Below are 22,129 nucleotides of genomic sequence, written 5' to 3'. Positions count from 1 at the left end.
CCGTCCCGACCGAGAGGCCCCGGTGTCCACCGAAGCCCTGCCGAGCGCCACCCCCGGGTACGACCCCGCCGACTCCGAGCGCTGGGCGCCCGAGCAGCACTCCAACCGGCGCAGCGACTTCGCCCGCGACCGGGCCCGGTTGCTGCACTCGAGCGCGCTCCGGCGCCTGGCGGCCAAGACGCAGGTGCTGAGCCCCACGGCCGGCCTCGACTTCGCCCGCAACCGGCTGACGCACTCGCTCGAGGTGGCACAGGTCGGTCGCGAGCTCGCCACGAGCCTCGGCCTCGACCCCGACGTCGTCGACACGGCCTGCCTCGCGCACGACCTCGGCCACCCGCCGTTCGGGCACAACGGCGAGCGGGCGCTGAACGACTGGTCGACCGACATCGGCGGCTTCGAGGGCAACGCGCAGACCCTGCGACTGCTGACCCGCATCGAGCCGAAGGTCATCGACGCGACGGGACGCAGCTTCGGGCTGAACCTCACCCGTGCCAGCCTCGACGCCAGCTGCAAGTACCCGTGGCCCGCGGCCCAGGGCATCCCCGACCCGGGCGGTCGCATGAAGTTCGGTTTCTACGACGACGACACGGCCGCGTTCGAGTGGTTGCGTCGGGGTGCCCCGCGTCGACGGCGGTGCGTCGAGGCCCAGGTCATGGACCTCAGTGACGACATCGCCTACTCGGTGCACGACTTCGAGGACGCCGTGGTCAACGGCTACGTCGACGTCGCCGCCCTCGGGGCGCGGGTCGACCACGACTCGCTCGTGACGGCCATGCACGAGTGGGTCGGCGGGGAGCTCAGCCGCGACGAGTTGACCGAGGCCTTCGACCGGTTGCAGGCGCTGCCGTTCTGGCTCGAGTCGTACGACGGCAGCCGGTTCGCGCAGGCCCGTCTCAAGAACCTCACGAGCCAGCTGATCGGGCGCTTCGCCGGTTCGGCCACCCAGGCGACCCGTGAGTCCTATCCCGGTGACGCCCTGATGCGCTTCGGCGCGTCGGTGGTCGTCGCCCCGGACGTGATCGGCGAGATCGCCGTGCTCAAGGGCATCGTCGCGGCCTTCGTCATGACGCGGGACAACCGGCAGCCCATCTACCTGCGTCAGCGCGAGGTCCTGACGAGCCTCGCCGACTCCCTGTGGCAGGCGGGCCCGTCAGAACTCGACCGTGGCTTCGCCGCCGACTGGGCCTCGGCGGACGACGACGCCGCGAGGCGCCGGGTCGTCGTCGACCAGGTCGCCTCGCTGACCGACCAGAGCGCCATGGCGTGGCACGACCGGCTCACCGCCGGCCGCTGACGGCGGGTCGCCGAGGAGGCGCGGGTCCCGACCGGCCGCACCGCGCCTCCTCGTCCTCCCGCGGCCGACCTCCCGGGTCGGCGTGGTCGGTGGCTCGACCTACAATCGACACGTGCCCGGCCTGATCAAACGCAACGACATCGACGAGGTCCGGTCGCGCACCAACATCGCCGACATCGTCGGCGACCACGTCACGCTCAAGGGGGCGGGCGTGGGGTCGCTCAAGGGGCTCTGCCCGTTCCACGACGAGCGCAGTCCGAGCTTCCACGTGCGGCCCCAGGTGGGGCGGTACCACTGCTTCGGCTGCGGTGAGGACGGCGACGTCTTCAGCTTCGTCATGAAGACCGACCACACGACCTTCCAAGAAGCGGTCGAACGCATGGCGGCGCGCATCGGTTTCGAACTGCACTACGAGGACGGCGGGCAGGCCAGCGACCACGGCAACAGGGCGCGTCTGATCTCGGCGAACGAGGCCGCGCGCGAGTTCTTCGTGGACCACCTCACGGCCGCCGACGCCGAGCCCGCCCGCCGGTTCCTCGGCGAGCGGGGGTTCGACCCGGCCGCGGCCGAGCGGTTCGGCGTGGGCTTCGCCCCCAAGTCGTTCGACGCCCTGCGGTCGCACCTCAAGGGGCTCGGTTACCGCGACGACGAGCTCGTCACCGCGGGGTTGCTGAGCCAGGGCGACCGCAGCCCCTACGACCGCTTCCGCGGGCGGCTGGTGTGGCCGATCCGCGACGTCACGGGGTCGACCATCGGGTTCGGCGCGCGTCGGTTGCTCGAGGACGACAAGGGCCCGAAGTACCTCAACACCCCCGAGACGCCGATCTACCACAAGTCCCAGGTGCTCTACGGGCTCGACCTGGCCCGTCGGGACATCTCGAAGGGCAAGCAGGTCGTCATCGTCGAGGGCTACACCGACGTGATGGCGTGCCACCTGGCCGGGGTCACGACGGCCGTCGCGACCTGCGGCACGTCGTTCGGCGTGGACCACATCAAGGTGCTGCGACCCATGCTCGGCGACGTCAGCGGGGCCGACACCTCGACCGGCGGCGAGGTCGTCTTCACCTTCGACCCCGACGAGGCGGGCCAGAAGGCGGCGTCACGCGCGTTCGCTGAAGAGCAGCGGTTCGCCGCGCAGACCTTCGTCGCCGTGGCCCCCGACGGGCTCGACCCGTGCGACCTCAGGCTGAACCGCGGCGACGACGCCGTGCGCCGCCTCATCTCGACCAAGCGTCCGATGTTCGAGTTCATGATCCGCCGGCTCATCGACGGGCACGACCTCGAGACGGTCGAGGGTCGCGTGTCGGCGCTCCGGGCGGCCTCGCCGGTGGTGGCGGGCATCCGGGACCGTTCGATGACCCAGGGCTACGTGCGGTCGCTGGCCGGGTGGCTGGGGCTCGACCCGGCCGACGTCGCGCGGTCCGTCGACGACGCGGGTCGCGCCTCCTCGGCCCAGAACGCGCTCGAGCGGTCGCAGCCCAAGAACGCCACCGACGGCCGGCAGTCGATCACGAGCCTGCCGCCGGTGCCCGACGAGCCCGCCGGCCCGAGCCTGCTGACGCTCCCGGGCGACCTGACCACCCGCACCGAGCGCGACGCGCTCATGGCGATGCTCCAGCACCCGGCGACGGTCGGCTTCGAACTCATGCAGCGGGCGGCACGGGCACGCATCGAGAACGGCGCGCTGGCCGTCGTCCGCGACGCGATCGGCGCGAGCCTCGACCGGTTCGACTCGGCCGACTGGCTCGACGTCGTCCTCGGCCAGACGCCGTCGCCGTTCGACGCCCTGGCGAAAGAGCTGGCCGTCGCCCCCATCCCCGAGCGCGAGGGACGCGAGATCACGACCTACTGTCGCGGCATCGTCGTCTCGATCGTCGAGCGCGACCTGATCCGCGAGAAGTCCGAACTGCTCGGGCAGTCGTTCCGCACCGACATGAAGACCGAACCCGATCGCTGGCGCGAGATCCAGGTGCGGATCGCCGCCGTCGAGGCCGAGCGCCGGTCCATCCGCCAAGAGTGAGGTCGGCGGCCGTCACGCGGTGCCCCGGCCTGAACGCGCATACATCATGAGGATGCGCCGCCGGCCTCGAGACGACCAGTTGGCAAGGGTTCGTTGCGGGCCTGTAAACAGTTGCGCGATGAGCCCGTCTCGCGCTCACGTGTGTGTTACCAATGGACGTTCCCTGAAACGGCCGCGTCCACAGCACGGCCCGGGGCCCCTTGCACACAGAGAAAGAGGTAACCGGATATGACATCCGACTCCACGCTCGCCCGACGCGCCCTCGCCGTCGTCGGTGGCGCCGCTGCCACCGCACTCGTCCTCTCGGGCTGCGCCTCCGGTGGTGACGCGACCGACGCCCTCGACGGTCTCAGCATCGGCACGACCGACGTCATCACGTCGCTCGACCCGGCCGGTTCGTACGACAACGGCTCGTTCGCCGTCCAGAACCAGGTGTTCGGCTTCCTGACGAACGCCCCGTACGGCAGCCCCGACGTCGAGCCCGACCTGGCCGAGTCCGCCGACTTCACCAGCCCGACCGAGTACACGGTCAAGCTCAAGGACGGACTGACCTTCGCGAACGGCAACGCGCTCACCTCGAGCGACGTCAAGTTCAGCTTCGACCGCCAGCTGGCCATCGCCGACCCCAACGGCCCGTCGTCGTTGCTCGGCAACCTGGCCAGCACCGACGCGCCCGACGACACGACCGTCGTCTTCACGCTCAAGTCGGCCGACCAGACCTGGCCCCAGGTGCTCTCGAGCCCCGCCGGTCCGATCGTCGACGAGGACGTCTTCTCGGCGACCGGGCTCACCGACGCCGACGACATCGTCACCGGCAACGCCTTCTCGGGTCAGTACACGATCACCGACTACTCGCAGAACGAGACGATCGCCTACGAGGCGAACGACGCCTACGACGGCGTGCTCGGTGCCCCGAAGACCGACTCGGTCACGGCGACCTACTACACCGAAGAGACCGACCTCAAGCTCGCCGTCCAGAACGGTGACGTCGACGTCGCGAACCGCAGCCTGAGCCCGACCGACCTGGCCGACCTGGCCAAGGACGACGCGCTCACCGTGCACAACGGCCCCGGCGGCGAGATCCGCTACCTGGTGTTCAACTTCAACACCATGCCCTACGGTGCCACGCAGCCCGACGCCGACCCGGCCAAGGCCCTGGCCGTGCGTCAGTCCGTGGCCGACACGGTCGACCGTGCGGCCCTGGCCAAGGACGTCTACAACGACACCTACACGCCGCTCTACTCGGTCGTCCCCGACGGCCTGACCGGTGCGACGACGCCCCTCGAGGGCCTCTACGGCGACGGCCAGGGCGGCCCGGACGTCGACAAGGCCGCCGCGGCCCTGTCGGCCGCCGGCGTCAGCACCCCGGTGTCGATCGACCTGCAGTACAGCCCCGACCACTACGGTGCGTCGAGCGACGAGGAGTACGCGCTGATCAAGTCGCAGCTCGAGGCGAGCGGCCTGTTCACCGTGAACCTCCAGTCGACCCTGTGGGACACCTACAGCACCGAGCGCCGTGAGGACGCCTACCCCGTCTACCAGCTGGGTTGGTTCCCCGACTTCTCGGACGCCGACAACTACCTGACGCCGTTCTTCAGCGCGGACAACTTCGTCGGCAACCACTACGACAGCCCGACGGTCCAGGGTCTGCTGACGAAGGAGATCGGCGAGCAGGACGCCTCGGCTCGTGAGGCGACCATCGGGGACATCCAGGACGCCGTCGCGGCCGACCTGCCGACCCTGCCGCTGCTGCAGGGCACGCAGGTCGTCGTCTCGCAGTCCGACGTGAAGGGCGTGGACGACACGCTCGACGCGTCGTTCAAGTTCCGTTACGGTGCGCTGAGCCGCTGACGCGCCTCCCCGTCCCCTGAGTCCCGCCGGTCCGCCGGTCGGCCTCCGGGGTCGGGGGACTCCGCACCACGGCCGTACGCCGAGGGGGCGACCCGCGACACCGCGGGGCGCCCCCTCCGGTCTGCGACCGGCACCACACCATCGAAAGGCCCAACGACGTGACCCTGATCACCGACGGTTCCCTCACGGCACCGCCCACCTCCAGTCCCGGGAAGTCCCGGAGTTCCGGCGGCGGCGGCCTCGGACGCTACATCGTGATCCGCGCGATCCTGATCGTGCCCACCGTGTTCATCCTCGTCACGCTCGTGTTCTTCCTGATGCGCGTGGTCGGCAACCCGATCACCGCCTCCGTCGGCGGGCGTCTCACCGAAGCCCAGCTGCAGGAGCGTCTCGCCGCCGCCGGCTACGACCGCCCCGTGATCGTGCAGTACCTCGAGTACCTCGGCCAGATCGTCCGAGGCGACTTCGGCACCACCGCGACCGACAACCGCGAGATCAGCGGCATCCTGCTGCAGTACGGCAGTGCCACGATCGAGCTGGTCTTCTACGCGCTGATCGTCGCGCTCGTGCTGGGCATCCCGCTCGGCATGCTCGCCGCGTACGTGCGCGACCGCTGGCCCGACGCGATCCTGCGCGTGCTGGCGATCCTCGCCTACGCGACCCCGGTCTTCTTCGCGGGCCTGCTGCTCAAGCTCACCTTCTCGGTCTGGCTCGGCTGGCTCCCGCTCGGCGGTCGTGCCAGCACGCGGGTCGCCATCGCCCTGGGGCGCATCGACAACCCGACGGGCATCTACATCGTCGACGCCCTGCGGACCGGCAACTCGACGATCATCGTCGACGTCCTCTCGCACGCCGTGCTGCCCGCCCTCGCGCTCGGCGTGCTGACCGCCGGCATCTTCCTGCGCCTGGTGCGCACCAACGTCATCGGCACGCTCGGTTCCGAGTACGTCGACGCGGCGCGGTCGCGGGGCGTCAGCGAGTTCCGGCTCGTCCGGGCCCACGCGCTCAAGCCCGCCCTGATCCCGATCATCACCGTCATGGGGCTGCAGATCGCGATGCTGCTCGGCGGCTCGGTGCTGACCGAGACCACCTTCGGCTGGCGGGGGCTGGGCTTCCAGCTGCAGCAGTACCTGTCGGCCCGCGACTTCATCGCCGTGCAGGGCATCGTCGCCGTGCTCGCCGTCATCGTCGCCGTGACCAACTTCGTGGTCGACGTGATCGCCGCCCTGATCGACCCCCGCGTGAGGTACTGACCATGACCGAATCGACCGTCGCGGCCGACCGCCGCGAACCCCTCTACAAGCGCCTCCCCGTCGTCGCCCAGATCCGCCGTTCGGTGGGGCTGCAGCGCGGCATGCTGCTGACCGGCGTCGTCATCGTCGCCGTGTTCGTGCTGCTGGCGATCTTCGCCCCCCTCATCGCGCCCTACGGCTTCGGCCAGCTGCGCGGTGCCACCGAGGCCTTCCCGCGCCAGGCGCCACCGTCGGCCGAGCACCTGTGGGGGACGACTGTCGGCGGCTACGACGTGTTCAGCCGCGTCATGTGGGGCACCCGGACCGCCGTGGCCGTCGTCATCGTGGCCGTGGTGCTGTCGATCACGATCGGCGTGACGCTCGGCTTGATCTCGGGCTACCTCGGCGGGTGGCTCGACCGCGTGCTCGTGGTCGTCGCCGACGCGGTCTACGCGTTCCCGTCGCTGCTGCTCGCCATCGTCGTCTCGATCGTCATCAGCGGGGGCCAGTCGAGCCTCTGGGGCGGCATCGTCTCGGCGGGCATCTCGATCACGGTGGTGTACGTCCCGCAGTACTTTCGCGTCGTCCGCGCCGAGGCCACGAGGCTCAAGGCCGAGGCGTTCGTCGAGTCGGCCAAGGTCAACGGCAGCAGCACGGGCCGCATCATGTTCAAGCACGTCCTCCGCAACGCCACGCGGAGCCTGCCCCTGATCCTCACGCTCAACGCCTCCGAGGCGATCCTGACCCTGGCGGCCCTCGGCTTCCTGGGCTTCGGCATCGGCCCGACCGCGGCGGCCGAGTGGGGTTACGACCTGAACCGCGCGCTCTCCGACACCGCCAGCGGCATCTGGTGGACCGGCGTCTTCCCCGGTGCGGCGATCGTGCTGATGGTGCTCGGCATCACGCTGATGGGCGAGAGCCTGAACGACCTGGCCGACCCGCGCCTCCGGACCCGCCGTCGCGCGAAGCGCAAGACCAAGGGCACCCGGCGCACCGAGCAGGCCCCGACCACGACCCACGACGAGGTGACCGCATGACCGCCGACACGACCACGACCGGCCGACCCGCGACGCCGCGCGACGAGCGCCCCGTCGCCGTCGGCATCACCGACCTCGAGGTGACCTTCGCGACCGACGGAGGCGACGTCGCGGCCGTCCAGGGCGTGACGCTCGACGTCCGCGCCGGCGAGGTGCTGGCGATCGTCGGCGAGTCGGGGAGCGGCAAGACCGTCACGGCGAAGACGATCCTCGGCCTGTTGCCCGAGACCGCGGTCGCCACCGGCGCCGTGCTGCTCTCGGGGCAGAACGTCCTCGAGGTCGGCCCGAAGAAGGTCCGCGAGCTCCGCGGCACCGACGTCGCCATGGTCTTCCAGGAGCCGTCCACCGCGCTCAACCCCGTCTACACGGTGGGCTGGCAGATAGCCGAGGGCCTGCGGGCCCACGGCAAGGTCGGACGCAAGGAGGCGCGGGTCAAGGCGATCGACATCCTGCGTCGCGTGGGCATCCCCGACCCCGAGACCCGCGTCGACTACTACCCGCACCAGTTCTCGGGCGGGCAGAAGCAGCGCGTGGTCATCGCGATGGCGCTCGTGCTCGACCCGTCGGTGATCGTCGCGGACGAGCCGACCACGGCCCTCGACGTGACCGTGCAGGCCGAGATCCTCGACCTGTTGCGCCGCTGTCGGGACGAGTTCGGCACGGCCATCGTGCTCATCACGCACAACATGGGCGTCGTCGCCGACCTCGCCGACCGCGTCGCCGTCATGTACCTCGGCAAGGTCGTCGAGCAGGCCCCGGCCGTCGAGCTGTTCGCGAACCCGCAGGACGACTACACGAAGCGCCTGCTCGGCTCGGTGCCGAAGCTCGAGGCCCGCGGCCACACGCAGCAGGAGCAGCCCGCGGACAGCGAGGTCGTCGTGCGTGCCCGGGGTCTCGAGATCGAGTACCCCGGGCGCCTCGGCCGCGGCGGCTTCCGGGCCGTCAAGGGCGTCGACTTCACCATCGCCCGCGGCGAGGTCCTCGGCCTCGTCGGCGAGAGCGGTTCGGGCAAGACGACGATCGGACGGGCCATCGCCGGGCTGACGAAGGTCACCGGGGGGTCGCTCGAGGTGCTGGGCATCGAGATGAACGGGGTGCACGAGCGTGACTTCAAGCCGAAGCGCGCCGACATCGGCTTCGTCTTCCAGGACCCCGCGTCGAGCTTCAACCCGTTGCTGACGATCGCCGAGTGCGTGGCCGAGCCGCTCATCGTGCACGGTCGTGCGAAGGACGCCCGGGCCGCCCGTCCGCGCGTCGACGAACTCCTCGAGGCGGTCCAGCTGCCCAAGTCGTTCGCCGACCGGTACCCCCACGAGCTCAGCGGCGGGCAGCGTCAGCGGGCGAGCCTCGCCCGGTCGCTCGCCCTCGATCCGACGCTGTTGATCGCGGACGAGCCCACCAGCGCGTTGGACGTCTCCGTGCAGGCCCGGGTGCTCGAGCTGTTCACCGAGTTGCAGTCGCAGCTGGGCTTCGCCGCCCTGTTCATCAGCCACGACCTCGCGGTCGTCAACATGCTGGCCGACCGGATCGGCGTGCTGTTCCACGGCGACCTGATCGAGAGCGGACCGAACGACCAGGTCCTCGGCGCGCCCGAGCATCCCTACACGCAGCGCCTGCTGGCGTCGCTGCCGGTGCCCGATCCGATCGAGCAGGCGTCCCGCCGCGAGCGGTTGGCCGAACTCGACCGCCGGGCGGCGGGCGACCCGGAGCGCGGAACCGACACCGTCGGGGCGGCCTGACGGTGCCGGGTCGCGAGCTCGACCTCGACCAGCCGGTCGTCACCGACGACCTGTCGCTGCTCTACCCCGCCCGGGCGGGCCATCCGGCCGTGCGTGCCGTCGACGGAGTCACCCTGCGGGTCGAGCCGGGCGAGATCGTCGCCGTGCTCGGCGAGAGCGGTTCGGGCAAGTCGACGCTCGCGATGGCCCTCGCCGGACTGACCGGCACGGGCCGCGTCGACGAGGGGCGCCCGCGTCTGGTCGGTGGGACCGCACGGGTCTTCGGCCAGGACGTCGGCAAGCTCTCGGGCCGGCGCCGGGACCGGCTCTCGGCCATGGTCGGCTACCTGGCGCAGGACGACGGCGAGCGGCTGAGTCCCGACCTGACCGTCGGCGAGGCCATCGCCGAGCCGATCTACCAGCGCGACCGCAAGTTCGACCGCACCGAGGCCGGGCGCATCGTCGCGACGCTCGTCGACGGCGTGCACCTGCCGCTCGGCACCATGCTCAAGCAGACCTGGGAGCTCAGTTCCGGTCAGCGACAACGCGTCGCCCTGGCCCGCAGCCTCGTCCTCGAGCCCCCGTTGCTGATCGCCGACGAGCCCGCCCGGGGGGTGGACGTGCTCGTCCGCCAGGCCGTCCTCGACGTCATCGGGAACCTGCACGAGGGGCGTCAGTTCTCGGCGCTCGTCGTCACCTCCTCGGTGGCCGAGGCGCGAGCGATCACCGACCGCGTCGCCGTCATGCGCGGTGGCCGTCTGGTCGGACTGGGCGACATCGACGAGGTCCTGCGGACCGGCATCGACCCCTACGTCAAGGTGCTCTCGCAGACGACCCCGATCGACATCATCCGCCCGGAGGAGCGCGAGGCCGGGCGACCGCTCGACCCCGACGCCGGCCTCCGCGGAGACCGGCCCTCGTGATCGCCGAGCCGGCCACGGGCCCGACCACCTCGGACGTCGCAAGGGCGACGAGCCCGGGAGGCGCGCGCGGCCACCGCGCGGTCGTCACCGCGGGCCCCGTCCTCGCCCCGGGGCGACGCCCGACCCCAGGCGCCGTCTCGGTGGCCCCTCGCCCCACCCCGGTCTTCGTCGACGCCGTGCGGGCCGGGGGAGCGGACGTCGTCCCCCTGGGCCCGGAGACCCGTGGCCTGGTCTGGCTCTCGTACCGCGACCCCGACGGCCTGGCCCGCGCGCTGGACGAGAACCCGGGCATCGAGTGGGTCCAGCTGCCCTACGCCGGGGTCGACGCCTTCTCCGAGGTCATCACGGCCCGTGCCGACCGCGCGCTGCCGCTCTGGACGAGCGCCAAGGGGGCGTTCGCCGAACCCGTCGCCGAGCACGCCCTCATGCTCGTGCTGTCGCTGCTGAGGGTCGTTCCCCAGCGCGTGCGCGCCACCTCCTGGGCCACCGAACAACAGGGCCGGTCGCTCTACGGACGGCACGTCGTCATCGTCGGGGCGGGGGGCATCGCGATCGAGCTGATGCGCCTCCTGGCCCCGTTCGACGTCCGGGTGACGATCGTGCGCCGGTCGAGCGAACCCGTGCCCGGGGCCGACCGGACCGTCCCCGTCGAGCGACTCGACGAGGTGTTGCCCGAGGCCGACGTCCTCGTCCTCGCCGCCGCCGCGACGCCCGGCACGGCAGGCCTCCTCGACGCGCGTCGGCTCGCCCTGCTGCCGGTGACGGCCGTGCTCGTCAACGTCGCGCGGGGCAGCCTGGTCGACACGGACGCCCTCGTCGAGGCGGTCAGGGCGGAGCGACTCTGGGGCGCGGGGGTCGACGTCACCACGCCCGAGCCGCTCCCCGACGGGCACCCGCTCTTCGGCGAGCCGCGTGTCGTCGTCACGCCGCACCAGGCGGACACCCCCGAGATGACGGCCCCGCTGCTGGCCGAGCGCATCCGGCTCAACGTGCGGGCCTTCCTCGGCGACGGGGAGTTCGTCGGCGTGGTCGACCCGCACGACGGGTACTGACGCGGCGGTCGGAACCGTGCGACGCGCCGCGTCGTCAGCGTGGTCCCTCGGGGGCTCAGATCTTTGCTAGTGTTGTCTCCGCTGTCACGGACGAAAGTCCGGGGCGGTTGCCATTCCTCGATAGCTCAATTGGCAGAGCAGCCGGCTGTTAACCGGCAGGTTGTTGGTTCGAGTCCAACTCGGGGAGCGAAGGCCCAGAGGCTCCACCCTCTGGGCCTTTTCTCTTTCCCGGTCCGTCCTGGGCCTTTCTCGCCGTTCCGTTCCGTTCCGTTCCGTGCCCGAACGAGAAGGAGGCGCGTCCTGCGGTTCGCAGGACGCGCCTCCTCGGTCGCGGGGTCGGCCGGGGCCGGCCGTCAGTCCTCGAGGTGGTCGACGCCCGGCAGCCAGGTGCTGCCCGGTTGTCCCCAGCCCTTCTTGCGGACCGCCTTCGCGGCCGCCTTGTGGAAGGGATGCTCGAGCCGGTCCGCGTACAGGATGCCGTCGAGGTGGTCGTACTCGTGCTGGAAGACGCGGGCGAGCCAGCCCCAGGCCTCGATCTCGACCGCGTCGCCGTCGAGGTCGGTGGCCCGCAGCACGACGCCGTCGGCACGCCGCAACGGGAACCTCTCGCCGGGCACCGAGAGGCAGCCCTCGGACTCGGAGTCGTCGTCGAGCGGCTCGATCGAGAGCGGACTCTGCCAGAGCGTCGGGTTGATGGCCACGCCGCGCCACAGCTCGCCGTCGTCGTCGGTCCACGAGTAGACGAACAGGCGCTTGCCGACGCCCACCTGCGGGCCCGCCAGACCGACGCCCGGGGCGGCGTCCATCGTCTCGAACATGTCGGCGACGAGGGTGCGCAGGTCGTCGTCGACGACGGTCACCTCGGAGGCGGGGGAGTGGAGCACGGGGTCACCCGTGATGGAAATGGGTCGAACGGCCATTCGTCCAGACTATCCAGCGCCACGGCACTACCGTGGACGCCGTGACGACGGACATCGGGGAGCTCACCCAGCAGGTATCCCTGACCCCCTACCAGGCGCTCGGCATCCCGATCGCGCTGATCGGCGCGGTGTTCCTCTCGATCGGCGCCCAGCTCCAGCACCAGGGCGTCGCCAAGGTCGAGCGACGGATCGGTGCGGCGAAGAGCGGCATGAACGTCCGCCAGGTGCTCGCCCTCGTGGGCCGCCCCTCGTGGGTGCTGGGCACGCTGATGCTCGGCCTCGCGATCCTCTTCCAACTGACCAGTCTGCGCATCGCACCGCTGCTCGTGGTGCAGCCGCTCGGGGCGGTCGCCCTCGTCATCACGGCGGTCCTCAACTCCCGTTCGACGGGTCGACGACTCGACCGGCGCGCCAAGCGCGCCATCCTCTTCTGCGTCGGCGGCGTGGGACTCTTCGTCACGGTGGCGGCCTTCACCGCCATCGAGCCCGAGATCACCACGCGGCAGCTCGTCACGGTCCTCGTGATCCTCGCCGTCGTCGGCTCCGTGCTGGGTGTCGCCTTCGCCCTGTTGCGCCGCCGTCGCAGCGCGCTGTTCTACATCATCGCGGCGGGCGTGCTCTACGGCTTCGTCGCGACCCTCGCCAAGGTCGTCCTCAACCGGGTCTTCGCCGGCAACTTCGACTGGTTGACGATCGTGTGCATCGTGTTCCTGCTCGCGGCCGGACTGCTCGGCGGGTACTTCGTGCAGAACGCCTACTCGTCCGGCCCACCCGACCTCGTCATCGCCGGTCTCACGGTCGTCGATCCGCTCATCGCGGTCGGCATCGGCATCGTCGTCCTGGGCGAGGCGCAGAACGCCCCCGCGATCGCCGGCGTCTTCTTCGTCGTCGCGGCCGCCGTCGCGGTCTACGGCGTGTTCCAACTCGCCAAATACCATCCCCAGACCCGAGCCTGAGCTAGCGTGGGGTCGTCTCGCCCGCCGGTCGACGATCGTCCGGGCACGATGCGCCGCACACCCCACCGAGCACGAGAAGGACGCCACGACCCGTGACACCTGCCCCGACGCCCTCGGAACCCGGCCGACCCGACGACGCGACGTCGGCTGACGTCGCGACCCGCGCCTCCTCGGGGTCGTCCGACCGCCTGACCGTCCTGATCGCGGGCGACACCTTCCCGCCCGACGTCAACGGCGCCGCCAACTTCACGGAGCGGCTCGCCGTGGGGCTCGCCCGGCGCGGCCACGACGTGCACCTCATGGTGCCCGCGGCCAGCCGGCACCACGGCACCTTCCTCGAGCAGCACGGCGGCGTGACGTTGACCGTCCACCGGCTGTACTCGACGCGGTGGCCGTTGCACGACTGGCTGCGCTTCGCCACCCCGTGGCGCGTGCAGGAGCACGCCGAGACGATCTTCGACGAGATCCACCCCGACGTCGTCCACATCCAGTCGCACATCGTGATGGGCCGGGGCGTCGCGCAGGTCGCCGAACGCCGGGGCGTGCGGATCGTCGCCACGAACCACTTCATGCCCGAGAACCTGCTCGAGCACACCGGTCTGCCCAAGGGGCTGCGCGCCAAGGCGACCCAGATGGCGTGGAACGACGCGAGCAAGACGTTCCACAAGGCCGCGGCGATCACGACCCCCACGCAGAAGGCGGCCACGTTCCTCGAGAAGTCGGTCGCGGTCACCGGAGTGCTCGCCGTCTCCTGCGGCATCGAGGCCGGGCACTACACCGCCCTCGACACCCGTCCGTCCGAGAACCGCATCGTGTTCGTCGGCCGGGTCACGGCCGAGAAGCAGATCGACGTGCTGCTCAAGGCGATGACCCTGCTCGACCCGGCCCTCGGCGCGACGCTCACGATCGTGGGCGGCGGAGACCTCTTCAAGCAGCTCCAGACGACCAGCCGCGACCTCGGCCTCGCCGACGTCGTCACCTTCGCCGGGTACCTGTCCGACGACGAGTTGCGGCGCACGCTGACCGAGTCGACGGTCTTCGCCATGCCGTCGATCGCCGAACTCCAGAGCATCGCCAGCCTCGAGGCGATGGCGTCGGGGCTGCCCATCGTCGTGGCCGACGCCATGGCCCTGCCGCACCTGGTCGACGAGGGCCAGAACGGATACCTCTTCCGCCCGGGCGACAGCCGCGACCTCGCCGACAAGCTCACGACGGTGTTGACCGCCCCCGACGACGAGTACCTCGCGATGCGCCGGGCCAGCCTGAAGATGATCGAGGGGCACGACATCGAGCGAACGCTCAGCGTGTTCGAGAGCCTGTATCGTGGTCAGCCGGTGGTCCCCTCCACCGACGCGGCGTCCGACCGCGCGCACTGACGGTCGACCGCGGCACCGCCCCGGCCGGCCACGGCTCGCACCGGTGGGCCGACGCGAGGGGCGGTAGCTCAGCCGGTTAGAGCAGTCGACTCATAATCGATCGGTCACGGGTTCAAGTCCCGTCCGCCCTACTCGTGTTGTCCGGTGGCGCCTGCCCCGGTTCCGGTGGGTTCGCGGCCTCCGGGCCTGCTGTGAGCGCGGCCGCGTCGTCGCCCGGCGTCCGTCGTGCGTGGCACGATGTCGTCCATGTTCACCAAGCGGCCCCGACAGCCGGAGCCCGACCCCGACGCCTGGGGCGGCGCCTCCTCCGACGACGCCGGGCGGTCCGGCCCGGCGCGCATGGGCGTGGGGGCCCAGGTGTACGTCCTCGACTCGGACGAGGACCCTTCGACGCCGTTCCCGTACGGCCCGACGGGCATCGTGGTCCGGGCCGGGGGCAGCGCCTGGCAGGGGGTGTCGGCCATCGGCGGCTCGGCCCGCACCTGGTGGGTCGAGTTCGACTCGCCCCAGATCGACCGCGACGGCGACGGGCCCGTCTCGCAGGCCCAGGTCGCGGAGCGCTGGCTGCGCCTCGCCCCCCTCGCCTGACCCGCCGCCGCAACCGCCCGCGCGCCACCGTCCGGCCCGACCCCAGTCCGTCCCGCCTCGACCCCATCGCGTGGTCGGCAACTCCTGACTCCCGTCGTACCGGCCGGCGTCCGTCCCGTGACTCCGGGCCCGGGTCTCGGAGCTGCGACACCGGTCCTGAGTTGCCGCCGCGTGGTCGGCAACTCCTGCCCCCTGCTGCGTCGGTCGGCGCGGGCCCCGTGTTTCCGGGCCCGGGCGTTCGGGGTGGAGCGCGAGTCCGGAGTTGCCGACACGTCCCACGTCGCGCACGGGGGTCGAGGTCGAGGCCAGGTCGTCCGCTGCACGTTCCCGACGGCCGTCGCACGCCCCGGGAATGCCACGCCCCACCCCGCGGTTCACCGAAGTGCATGCAAACGCATGCAGATGTTCTAAGGTGGAGCAATGCAGTTCGGAATCTTCAGCGTCGGCGACATCACGACCGACCCCACGACCGGTGCCACCCCGACCGAGGGCGAGCGCCTCCAGGCGATGGTCACCATCGCGAAGAAGGCCGAGGAGGTCGGCCTCGACGTCTACGCCGCAGGCGAGCACCACAACCCGCCCTTCGTGAACTCGAGCCCGACGACCCTCCTCGCCTACATCGCCGCGCAGACCGAGCGCATCGTGCTCAGCACGGCCACGACGCTCATCACCACGAACGACCCGGTCAAGATCGCCGAGGACTTCGCGATGCTCCAGCACCTCGCCGGTGGCCGGGTCGACCTCACGCTCGGTCGCGGCAACACGGGCCCGGTCTACCCCTGGTTCGGCAAGGACATCCGCCAGGGCATCAACCTGGCGATCGAGAACTACGCCCTGCTGCACCGCCTCTGGAGCGAGGACGTCGTCGACTGGAAGGGCAACTTCCGCACCCCGCTCCAGGGCTTCACGGCGACCCCGCGTCCCCTCGACGGCGTCGCGCCCTTCGTCTGGCACGGGTCGATCCGCAGCCCCGAGATCGCCGAGCAGGCCGCCTACTACGGCGACGGCTTCTTCGCCAACCACATCTTCTGGCCCGCCTCGCACACGAAGCAGATGGTCGAGCTCTACCGCAGCCGCTTCGAGCACCACGGGCACGGGCGTGCCGACCAGGCGATCGTCGGTCTCGGCGGTCAGGTCTTCCTGGCGAAGAACTCGCAGGACGCCAAGCGCACCTTCCGTCCCTACTTCGACAACGCCCCGGTCTACGGCCACGGCCCCTCGATGGAGGACTTCACGAGCCAGACCCCGCTCACCGTCGGCAGCCCCCAGGAGGTCATCGACCGCACCCTCGGCTTCCGCGACTACGTCGGCGACTACCAGCGCCAGCTCTTCCTCATGGACCACGCCGGCCTGCCCCTGAAGACGGTCCTCGAGCAGCTCGACATCCTCGGCAGCGAGGTCGTGCCGGTCCTCCGTCGCGAGTTCGCCGCGAACCGTCCGGCCGACGTGCCCGACGCCCCCACGCACGCCTCGCTCGTCGAGGCCGCGACCCGGGCGTCGCGGTCCACGGCCACACCCACCGCGCACGACGCGCTCACCGCGTCGTCCGCCCGCTGAGACACGCAGGAGGCGCGCCATGAGCACCAAGAAGATCGTCGCCCTGTCCGCGGGGCTGGGCCAGCCGTCCTCCACCCGTCTGTTGGCCGACCGGCTGGTCGAGGCCACCACGCGTGACCTCGTCGGCCGTGGCTCGTTCGTCGAGGTCGAGGTCGTCGAGCTGCGCGACCTCGCGCACGAGGTGACGGACGCGATGCTGACCGGCTTCGCGCCTCCCGCCCTCGCCGAGGCGCTCGAGAAGGTGGCGAGCGCCGACGGCGTGATCGCGGTCACGCCCGTCTTCTCGTCCTCGTACAGCGGCCTGTTCAAGTCGTTCGTCGACGTGATGGACCACAAGGCGCTGACGGGCACGCCCGTGCTGATCGGGGCGACCGGCGGCACGGCCCGCCACTCGTTGGCCCTCGAGTACGCGGTGCGACCCCTGTTCGCCTACCTCCAGGCCGTCGTCGTGCCCACCTCCGTGTTCGCGGCGTCCGAGGACTGGGGCGAGGGCGACGGCACCTCGACGACGCTGCCCGAGCGGGTCACGCGCGCCGCGGGGGAGTTCGCCGAGCTCGTGGCGCGGCACGAGGGCGCGCTCGACGACCCGTTCGCCGCGGTCGTCCCGTTCGACGAGCAGCTCCGGCGCCTCGCCGTGGGCGGCGACGACCTGCAGGACTGAGACGTCGGACGAGGAGGCGCGGTGCCGGTCCCGACCACGTCCCGTCCGTCGGGGCATGAACCGCGCCTCCCCGGCGTTGCCCCTCGTCAGACCCCAGGAGGACCGATGACCGACAGCACCGCGGACACCACCCGCCCGTCCGAGCACGCGGCCGCGCAGGCCGAGCTCGACAGCTTCCACGTCCTGCGCCGCACCCGCGCGGTGTCGCCGCAGGGTCCGCTCGCCCTGACCGGCACGCAGTGGGTCGACCACGAGCAGACCGTCTGGGGCGTGCCGGGCCGCTGGGCGCCGACCCCGCAGGGCGTGTCGGGACTGGCGCTGACGGCCGCCGCCGCGGACGGCATCCACGTGGACGGCGACCTGGTCGACGGCACCGTCGTCGTGGCGGGTGACGACGCGATGGTCCCGAGCAGCCTCCGGTTCTCGGAGACCACGACCGGCACGGTGGTCGCGAACGACGACCACACCGGGTACGCCCTGCGCGTCTGGGACTCCGCGTCGGACGCCGTGACGGGCTTCGGGTCGATCGACGCCTTCCCGTTCGACCCGGACTGGGTCGTCACGGCCGACTTCGTGCCGACCGCGCCCGACACCCAGGTCGACATCCGTCACCAGGCGGACCTCGAGCTCAGTCGGCCCAAGCCGTTGCCCGGACTCATCCGCTTCACCCGCGACGGGGTCGACCACGAGCTCGCGGCGTTCCCGTCGGGTGACGGCGACCGGTTGCAGCTCGTCTTCGGCGACGCGACCAACGGCGACAGCACGTACTCGGTCGGGCGGTTCCTCTTCCCGGTGCCGAACGGCGACGGCACCATCACGCTCGACTTCAACCGGGCCGTCCTGCCGCCCTGCGCCTTCTCGTACGCCTTCAACTGCCCGATCCCGCCGGCCCAGAACCGGTTCGCGTCGCCGATCGAGGCGGGCGAGAAGAACGTCCTCGACGCCGCCGGGCAGCCGCTGCACTGAGAACGGCCCGTCGGTGTCGGCGCCGGGTGGGATGATCAGGCGGTGTTCTTCCTGCTGCGTCGACTGCCCGACGGCGACGTCGCGCTGACGCGGTACGAGCGCGACGCGTCGGGGCGGCTCGAGGCGGTCGGCGTGGAGACCATCCCCGCGGCCGACCTGCCGGCGCGCGTGGCCGGCCTCGAGCGCGAGGCCTCGCCCCGCTGGGTCTGGGACGACACCCCGCGGTGGTACCCGCGCCTCCTCGACGCGGGGCTCACGCTGGCGCGCTGCGTCGACCTCCGGCTCGTGCACGCGATCCTGCGACGGTCGACGGCGGCGCCCGCCTTCCCCCTCGGAGGCGCGGCTCCCGGGCCGTGGGACGTCGCCCAGGCGTCGCCGGGGGAGTCCGACGGCCTCTTCGAGGTCCTCCCCGAGTCGCTGCCCGACCCGGCGGCCGAGTTCCTCGCCCAGCGCGAGGCGGTCGAGGCATCGCCCGCCCGGGGTCGACTCGAGCTGCTCGTCGCCGCAGAGTGCACCGGTGCGTTGATCGCGGCCGAGATGCGCCACCGGGGCATCCCGTGGTCGCCCCGGGTGCACGACGAACTGCTGACCGCCGCCCTCGGGCCGAGGCCCGCCCCGGGAGAGCGACCGGCCCGCATGCGCGACGCCCTCGACGAGGTGCGGCAGGCGCTCGACACGCCCGATCTCAACCCCGACTCGCCCGCCGAACTGATCAGGGCCCTGAACCGGGCGGGCGTGCTCGTGCAGTCGACGCGGCAGTGGGAACTGCAACGGCACGAGCACCCCGCCATCGAGCCGCTGCTCCGCTACAAGAAGATGCAGCGCCTGCTCGTCGCCAACGGCTGGGCCTGGCTCGACGCCTGGGTGCACGGCGGGCGCTTCCGTCCCGACTACGTGCCGGGCGGCGTCGTGACAGGCCGGTGGGCCACGAGCGGAGGAGGCGCGCTGCAGCTTCCCCGGGCGGTCCGCGGGGCCGTCGTGGCCGACCCGGGCTGGAAGCTCGTGGTCGCCGACGCCTCGCAACTCGAGCCACGCATCCTGACCGGCCTGTCCGGCGACCGCTCGATGGCCCGGGCCGGGTCGGGCGACCTCTACGAGGGCATCGTCGCCAGCGGCGCCGTCGCGACGCGGGCCGAGGCCAAGGTCGCGATGCTCGGCGCCATGTACGGCGCGACCCAGGGCGAGAGCGGCCGACTCGTGCCCCGCCTGGCGCGGCGGTTCCCCGACGCCATGGCGCTCGTCGAGGCGGCGGCGCGCACGGGCGAGGCCGGGGGAGTCGTCGACACCCTGCTCGGCCGCAGTTCACCGCGGCCGTCCGACGACCCGGACGCCTCCGGGGGCGCCGGGGCGGGCGCGCTGCCTCCCGAGATGGGCGTGCGGCCGGCCGATCGCGACGCACGCTCGTGGGGTCGGTTCACGCGCAACTTCGTCGTCCAGGGCACCGCCGCGGAGTGGGCCCTCTGCTGGATGGGCGCCCTGCGCCGTCGTCTGCACGCGCGCTGGGGGACCGGCGTCCCGGCACCCCACTTCGTGTTCTTCCTGCACGACGAGGTGGTGGTGCACGCCCCCGCGGCCGCCGCCGACGAGGTCGCCGCGATGGTCGCCGACAGCGCCGTCGAGGCCGGCCGGCTGCTCTTCGGCGACGCCCCGGTGGCCTTCCCGGTCACGGTCGCGGTCGTGGACGACTACTCGCAGGCCAAGTGAGCCGACAGGCCGTGCGAGACGCCGCACCATTCGCAGGTGTTACACAGTTGTGATTTCTCAGGCGGGTCGGTCATAATTCACAGAACGGGCACCGTCCCGCGCATCACCGGGTCCCGGCCCGCACAATCGAAGAACGCACACGAATCACGTCTGACAGGTCGATGGGGAAGTCGCACCTGAACCAGATGGAGGAATCGTGGCTGCTGCAACCGCTCGGGGAGTGCTCTACGTGCACTCGTCCCCTCGTGCACTGTGCCCACACGTCGAGTGGGCCGTCGGTCGTGCCCTCGGGCACGGCGTGAACTTCGCCTGGGTCGACCAACCCGTGCTGCCCGGCGCCCAGCGCACCGAGTTCTCGTGGCAGGGCGACGAGGGTTCCGGCGCGCGCATCGCCTCTGCTCTGCGGGGCTGGGAGCACCTCCGCTACGAGGTGACCGAAGACCCCGGCGAGACCCACGACGGGGGTCGCTGGATGCACTCTCCCGACCTGGGCGTGTTCTTCGCCCAGACCGACACCGCCGGCAACACGGTCATCCCCGAGGATCGCATCCGCTACGCGATGGAGATCGCCGGGTCGAACACCCTCGAGCTGCACCGCGAGCTGCGTCTCGCCCTCGGCCAGGCCTGGGACGACGAACTCGAACCGTTCCGCTACAGCGGCGAAGGCAACCCCGTCGTCTGGCTGCACAAGGTCAGCTGACCCGCCCCTGCCCGGGGAGGGGCGTCCCGGGCGCACCGGGTGACGACGCAGGAGGCGCGGGGGGGGGGGGGGCCCCCCCCCCCCCCCCCCCGGGGGGCGCCCCCGGCCCCCCCCGCCGGCCCCCCCCCCCGCGGGGGGGGGCCCCGCCCCCCCCCCCGCGCGGGGGGGGGGGGGGGGCGGGCGGCGGGGGGGGGGCGGGGCGGGGGGGGGGGGGGGGGCCCCCCCCCCCCCCCCCCCCCCTCCTGCGTCGGTCGCCTCGGTCAGACCGAGCGGAACCCGACGACGGCGTTGTGGCCGCCGAAGCCGAACGAGTTGCTGATCGCCACGATCTCGCCCTCGGGCAGGGGGCGCGGTTCTCCGACGACGACGTCCATGTCGATCTCGTCGTCCATCTGCGTGACGTTGATCGTCTGCGGTGCCACGCGCTCGTGCAGCGCCTTGACCGTGAACAGCGCCTCGATGCCGCCCGCACCGCCGAGCAGGTGACCCGTGGCCGCCTTGGTCGCCGAGACGATCAGCTTCGAGGTGTGGTCGCCGAAGACGCGCTTGATGGCGTGGTACTCGGCGATGTCGCCGACCGGGGTGCTCGTGGCGTGGGCGTTGACGTGGACGACCTGGTCGCGGTCGACCCCCGCGTTCTCGAGCGTCGCGATGACGGCCCGGGCGGCGCCGGTGCCCTCGGGGTCGGGAGCGGTGATGTGGTACGAGTCGCTGGTGACCGCACCACCGATGAGCTCGGCGTAGATGCGGGCCCCGCGGGCCAGGGCGTGCTCCTCGGTCTCGAGGACGAGCGCCGCGCCTCCTTCGGCGAGGACGAAGCCGTCGCGCGTGACGTCGTAGGGACGCGAGGCGGTGGCGGGGTCGTCGTTGCGCTTCGAGAGGGCCTGCATGGCCGCGAAGGAGGCCAGGGGCATCGGGTGGATGGCCGCCTCGGAACCGCCGGCGACGGCGATGTCGGCGAGGCCGGACTGCAGGTGCTCGTAGGCCATGGCGATCGACTCGGTGCTGGAGGCGCAGGCCGACACGACCGTGCGGGCTCCGGCGCGCGCGCCCAGGCTCATCGAGATGGCGGCGGCGGGGCCGTTGGGCATGAGCATGGGGACGGTCATCGGCAGGACGCGTCGCGGGCCCTTCTCGCGCAGGGTGTCCCACCCGTCGAGCAGCGTCCAGACACCGCCGATCCCGGTGGCCCAGTCGACGATGAAGCGTTCGGGGACGACCTCGGGCGAGCCGGCGTCGGCCCAGGCCTCGCGGGCCGCGGTGAGCGCGAACTGGCTCGACGGGTCGAGGCGCTTGATCTCGCGGCGGTCGAGCACGTCGGCCGAGGGAGTGCGTGCCTGGCCGGCGAAGGTGACGGGCAGCTCGTACTTGGCGACCCAGTCCTGTTCGAGCGTGGTGATGCCCGACTGGCCGGCGAGCAGGTTCTGCCAGCTCTCGGTGGCGGTGCCACCGAGCGGGCTCGTGGCGCCGAGGCCGGTGACGACGATCTTCTTGGTCATTGACGTTCCTTCTGGGAGGGCCGGTCGGTGGGCTGTGCCGATGTACGACGACGCCGTGACCCGGGCTGCAGCCGA

18 protein-coding genes and 2 tRNA genes are annotated in these 22,129 nt (G+C 71.8%); 18 read left to right on the top strand and 2 right to left on the bottom strand.

Annotation, left to right across the window (positions count from 1 at the left end; translation table 11 throughout):
- The first annotated feature begins 22 nt into the window (after nt 1–22).
- From ACVJ1F_RS01825 to ACVJ1F_RS01785, 9 genes are all read left to right on the top strand, one after another.
- On the top strand, nt 23–1,294 hold the full coding sequence (locus ACVJ1F_RS01825; protein WP_456884331.1) for a deoxyguanosinetriphosphate triphosphohydrolase: 1,272 nt from the start codon (nt 23–25) through the stop codon (nt 1,292–1,294).
- Between the two features lie 112 nt (nt 1,295–1,406).
- Complete coding sequence (gene dnaG, locus ACVJ1F_RS01820) at nt 1,407–3,314, top strand: DNA primase (protein ID WP_123570788.1); 1,908 nt, start codon at nt 1,407–1,409, stop codon at nt 3,312–3,314.
- A 228-nt stretch (nt 3,315–3,542) separates the two neighbouring features.
- A complete protein-coding gene (locus tag ACVJ1F_RS01815) occupies nt 3,543–5,165 on the top strand; it encodes an ABC transporter substrate-binding protein (protein WP_456884330.1) in 1,623 nt (540 codons plus the stop codon).
- A gap of 158 nt (nt 5,166–5,323) precedes the next feature.
- Nucleotides 5,324–6,418: an ABC transporter permease gene (locus tag ACVJ1F_RS01810; protein ID WP_055972446.1), complete on the top strand. Its 1,095-nt coding sequence runs from the start codon at nt 5,324–5,326 to the stop codon at nt 6,416–6,418.
- 2 nt (nt 6,419–6,420) lie between these two features.
- Nucleotides 6,421–7,434, top strand: coding sequence for an ABC transporter permease (locus ACVJ1F_RS01805; protein ID WP_123570170.1), 1,014 nt, complete (start codon nt 6,421–6,423; stop codon nt 7,432–7,434).
- Entirely contained in the window at nt 7,431–9,173 is a 1,743-nt protein-coding gene (locus ACVJ1F_RS01800; RefSeq protein WP_082460242.1) for a dipeptide ABC transporter ATP-binding protein, read from the top strand. Before ACVJ1F_RS01805 ends, ACVJ1F_RS01800 begins: the two co-directional genes overlap by 4 nt.
- A 2-nt stretch (nt 9,174–9,175) precedes the next feature.
- Complete coding sequence (locus ACVJ1F_RS01795; RefSeq protein WP_157485310.1) at nt 9,176–10,075, top strand: ATP-binding cassette domain-containing protein; 900 nt, start codon at nt 9,176–9,178, stop codon at nt 10,073–10,075.
- Nucleotides 10,076–10,215: 140 nt separating this feature from the next.
- On the top strand, nt 10,216–11,127 hold the full coding sequence (locus ACVJ1F_RS01790) for an NAD(P)-dependent oxidoreductase (RefSeq protein ID WP_456884329.1): 912 nt from the start codon (nt 10,216–10,218) through the stop codon (nt 11,125–11,127).
- A 114-nt stretch (nt 11,128–11,241) separates the two neighbouring features.
- Nucleotides 11,242–11,314, top strand: a tRNA-Asn gene (locus tag ACVJ1F_RS01785).
- A 166-nt stretch (nt 11,315–11,480) separates the two neighbouring features.
- On the opposite strand, the gene def is transcribed toward ACVJ1F_RS01785, so the two are convergent.
- Nucleotides 11,481–12,047 (bottom strand): peptide deformylase, encoded by a 567-nt coding sequence (gene def / locus ACVJ1F_RS01780; RefSeq protein ID WP_056045610.1) that lies wholly within the window; start codon nt 12,045–12,047, stop codon nt 11,481–11,483.
- 41 nt (nt 12,048–12,088) lie between these two features.
- Here def and ACVJ1F_RS01775 point away from each other — a divergent pair, with 41 nt between their 5' ends.
- The 9 genes from ACVJ1F_RS01775 (at nt 12,089) to ACVJ1F_RS01735 (ending at nt 20,555) form a co-directional block, all read left to right on the top strand.
- The gene (locus tag ACVJ1F_RS01775; protein WP_456884328.1) at nt 12,089–13,003 is read left to right on the top strand and encodes a DMT family transporter; all 915 of its coding nucleotides are present in this window, start codon (nt 12,089–12,091) and stop codon (nt 13,001–13,003) included.
- Between the two features lie 92 nt (nt 13,004–13,095).
- Nucleotides 13,096–14,379, top strand: coding sequence for a glycosyltransferase (locus ACVJ1F_RS01770; RefSeq protein WP_456884326.1), 1,284 nt, complete (start codon nt 13,096–13,098; stop codon nt 14,377–14,379).
- 57 nt (nt 14,380–14,436) lie between these two features.
- Nucleotides 14,437–14,510, top strand: a tRNA-Ile gene (locus tag ACVJ1F_RS01765).
- Between the two features lie 115 nt (nt 14,511–14,625).
- Nucleotides 14,626–14,967, top strand: coding sequence for a hypothetical protein (locus tag ACVJ1F_RS01760; protein ID WP_148053615.1), 342 nt, complete (start codon nt 14,626–14,628; stop codon nt 14,965–14,967).
- A 420-nt stretch (nt 14,968–15,387) separates the two neighbouring features.
- A complete protein-coding gene (locus ACVJ1F_RS01755) occupies nt 15,388–16,524 on the top strand; it encodes an LLM class flavin-dependent oxidoreductase (protein ID WP_456884325.1) in 1,137 nt (378 codons plus the stop codon).
- 19 nt (nt 16,525–16,543) lie between these two features.
- Nucleotides 16,544–17,185: an FMN reductase gene (locus tag ACVJ1F_RS01750; RefSeq protein ID WP_456884323.1), complete on the top strand. Its 642-nt coding sequence runs from the start codon at nt 16,544–16,546 to the stop codon at nt 17,183–17,185.
- A gap of 105 nt (nt 17,186–17,290) precedes the next feature.
- Nucleotides 17,291–18,151, top strand: a complete 861-nt coding sequence (locus tag ACVJ1F_RS01745) for a DUF1684 domain-containing protein (RefSeq protein ID WP_456884321.1) — start codon at nt 17,291–17,293, stop codon at nt 18,149–18,151.
- 42 nt (nt 18,152–18,193) lie between these two features.
- On the top strand, nt 18,194–19,855 hold the full coding sequence (locus tag ACVJ1F_RS01740) for a bifunctional 3'-5' exonuclease/DNA polymerase (protein WP_456884319.1): 1,662 nt from the start codon (nt 18,194–18,196) through the stop codon (nt 19,853–19,855).
- 196 nt (nt 19,856–20,051) lie between these two features.
- On the top strand, nt 20,052–20,555 hold the full coding sequence (locus ACVJ1F_RS01735) for a DUF3145 domain-containing protein (protein WP_056045587.1): 504 nt from the start codon (nt 20,052–20,054) through the stop codon (nt 20,553–20,555).
- A gap of 260 nt (nt 20,556–20,815) precedes the next feature.
- On the opposite strand, the gene ACVJ1F_RS01730 is transcribed toward ACVJ1F_RS01735, so the two are convergent.
- Nucleotides 20,816–22,054 carry a beta-ketoacyl-[acyl-carrier-protein] synthase family protein gene (locus tag ACVJ1F_RS01730; protein WP_055972470.1) on the bottom strand — a complete coding sequence of 413 codons (1,239 nt, stop codon included), beginning with the start codon at nt 22,052–22,054 and terminating at the stop codon, nt 20,816–20,818.
- Between the last annotated feature and the right edge of the window lie 75 nt (nt 22,055–22,129).

This window comes from Frigoribacterium sp. 2355 (assembly GCF_054060695.1).
This window is presented reverse-complemented; position numbering and strand designations above follow the sequence as displayed.

What these genes read in the sequence shown, in the direction of transcription:
- ACVJ1F_RS01815 (WP_456884330.1), top strand. Translation starts at nt 3,543, where the DNA reads ATGACATCCGACTCCACGCTCGCCCGACGCGCCCTCGCCGTCGTCGGT.
- ACVJ1F_RS01805 (WP_123570170.1), top strand. Translation starts at nt 6,421, where the DNA reads ATGACCGAATCGACCGTCGCGGCCGACCGCCGCGAACCCCTCTACAAG.
- ACVJ1F_RS01800 (WP_082460242.1), top strand. Translation starts at nt 7,431, where the DNA reads ATGACCGCCGACACGACCACGACCGGCCGACCCGCGACGCCGCGCGAC.
- def (WP_056045610.1), bottom strand. Translation starts at nt 12,047, where the DNA reads ATGGCCGTTCGACCCATTTCCATCACGGGTGACCCCGTGCTCCACTCC.
- ACVJ1F_RS01760 (WP_148053615.1), top strand. Translation starts at nt 14,626, where the DNA reads ATGTTCACCAAGCGGCCCCGACAGCCGGAGCCCGACCCCGACGCCTGG.
- ACVJ1F_RS01755 (WP_456884325.1), top strand. Translation starts at nt 15,388, where the DNA reads ATGCAGTTCGGAATCTTCAGCGTCGGCGACATCACGACCGACCCCACG.
- ACVJ1F_RS01750 (WP_456884323.1), top strand. Translation starts at nt 16,544, where the DNA reads ATGAGCACCAAGAAGATCGTCGCCCTGTCCGCGGGGCTGGGCCAGCCG.
- ACVJ1F_RS01745 (WP_456884321.1), top strand. Translation starts at nt 17,291, where the DNA reads ATGACCGACAGCACCGCGGACACCACCCGCCCGTCCGAGCACGCGGCC.
- ACVJ1F_RS01730 (WP_055972470.1), bottom strand. Translation starts at nt 22,054, where the DNA reads ATGACCAAGAAGATCGTCGTCACCGGCCTCGGCGCCACGAGCCCGCTC.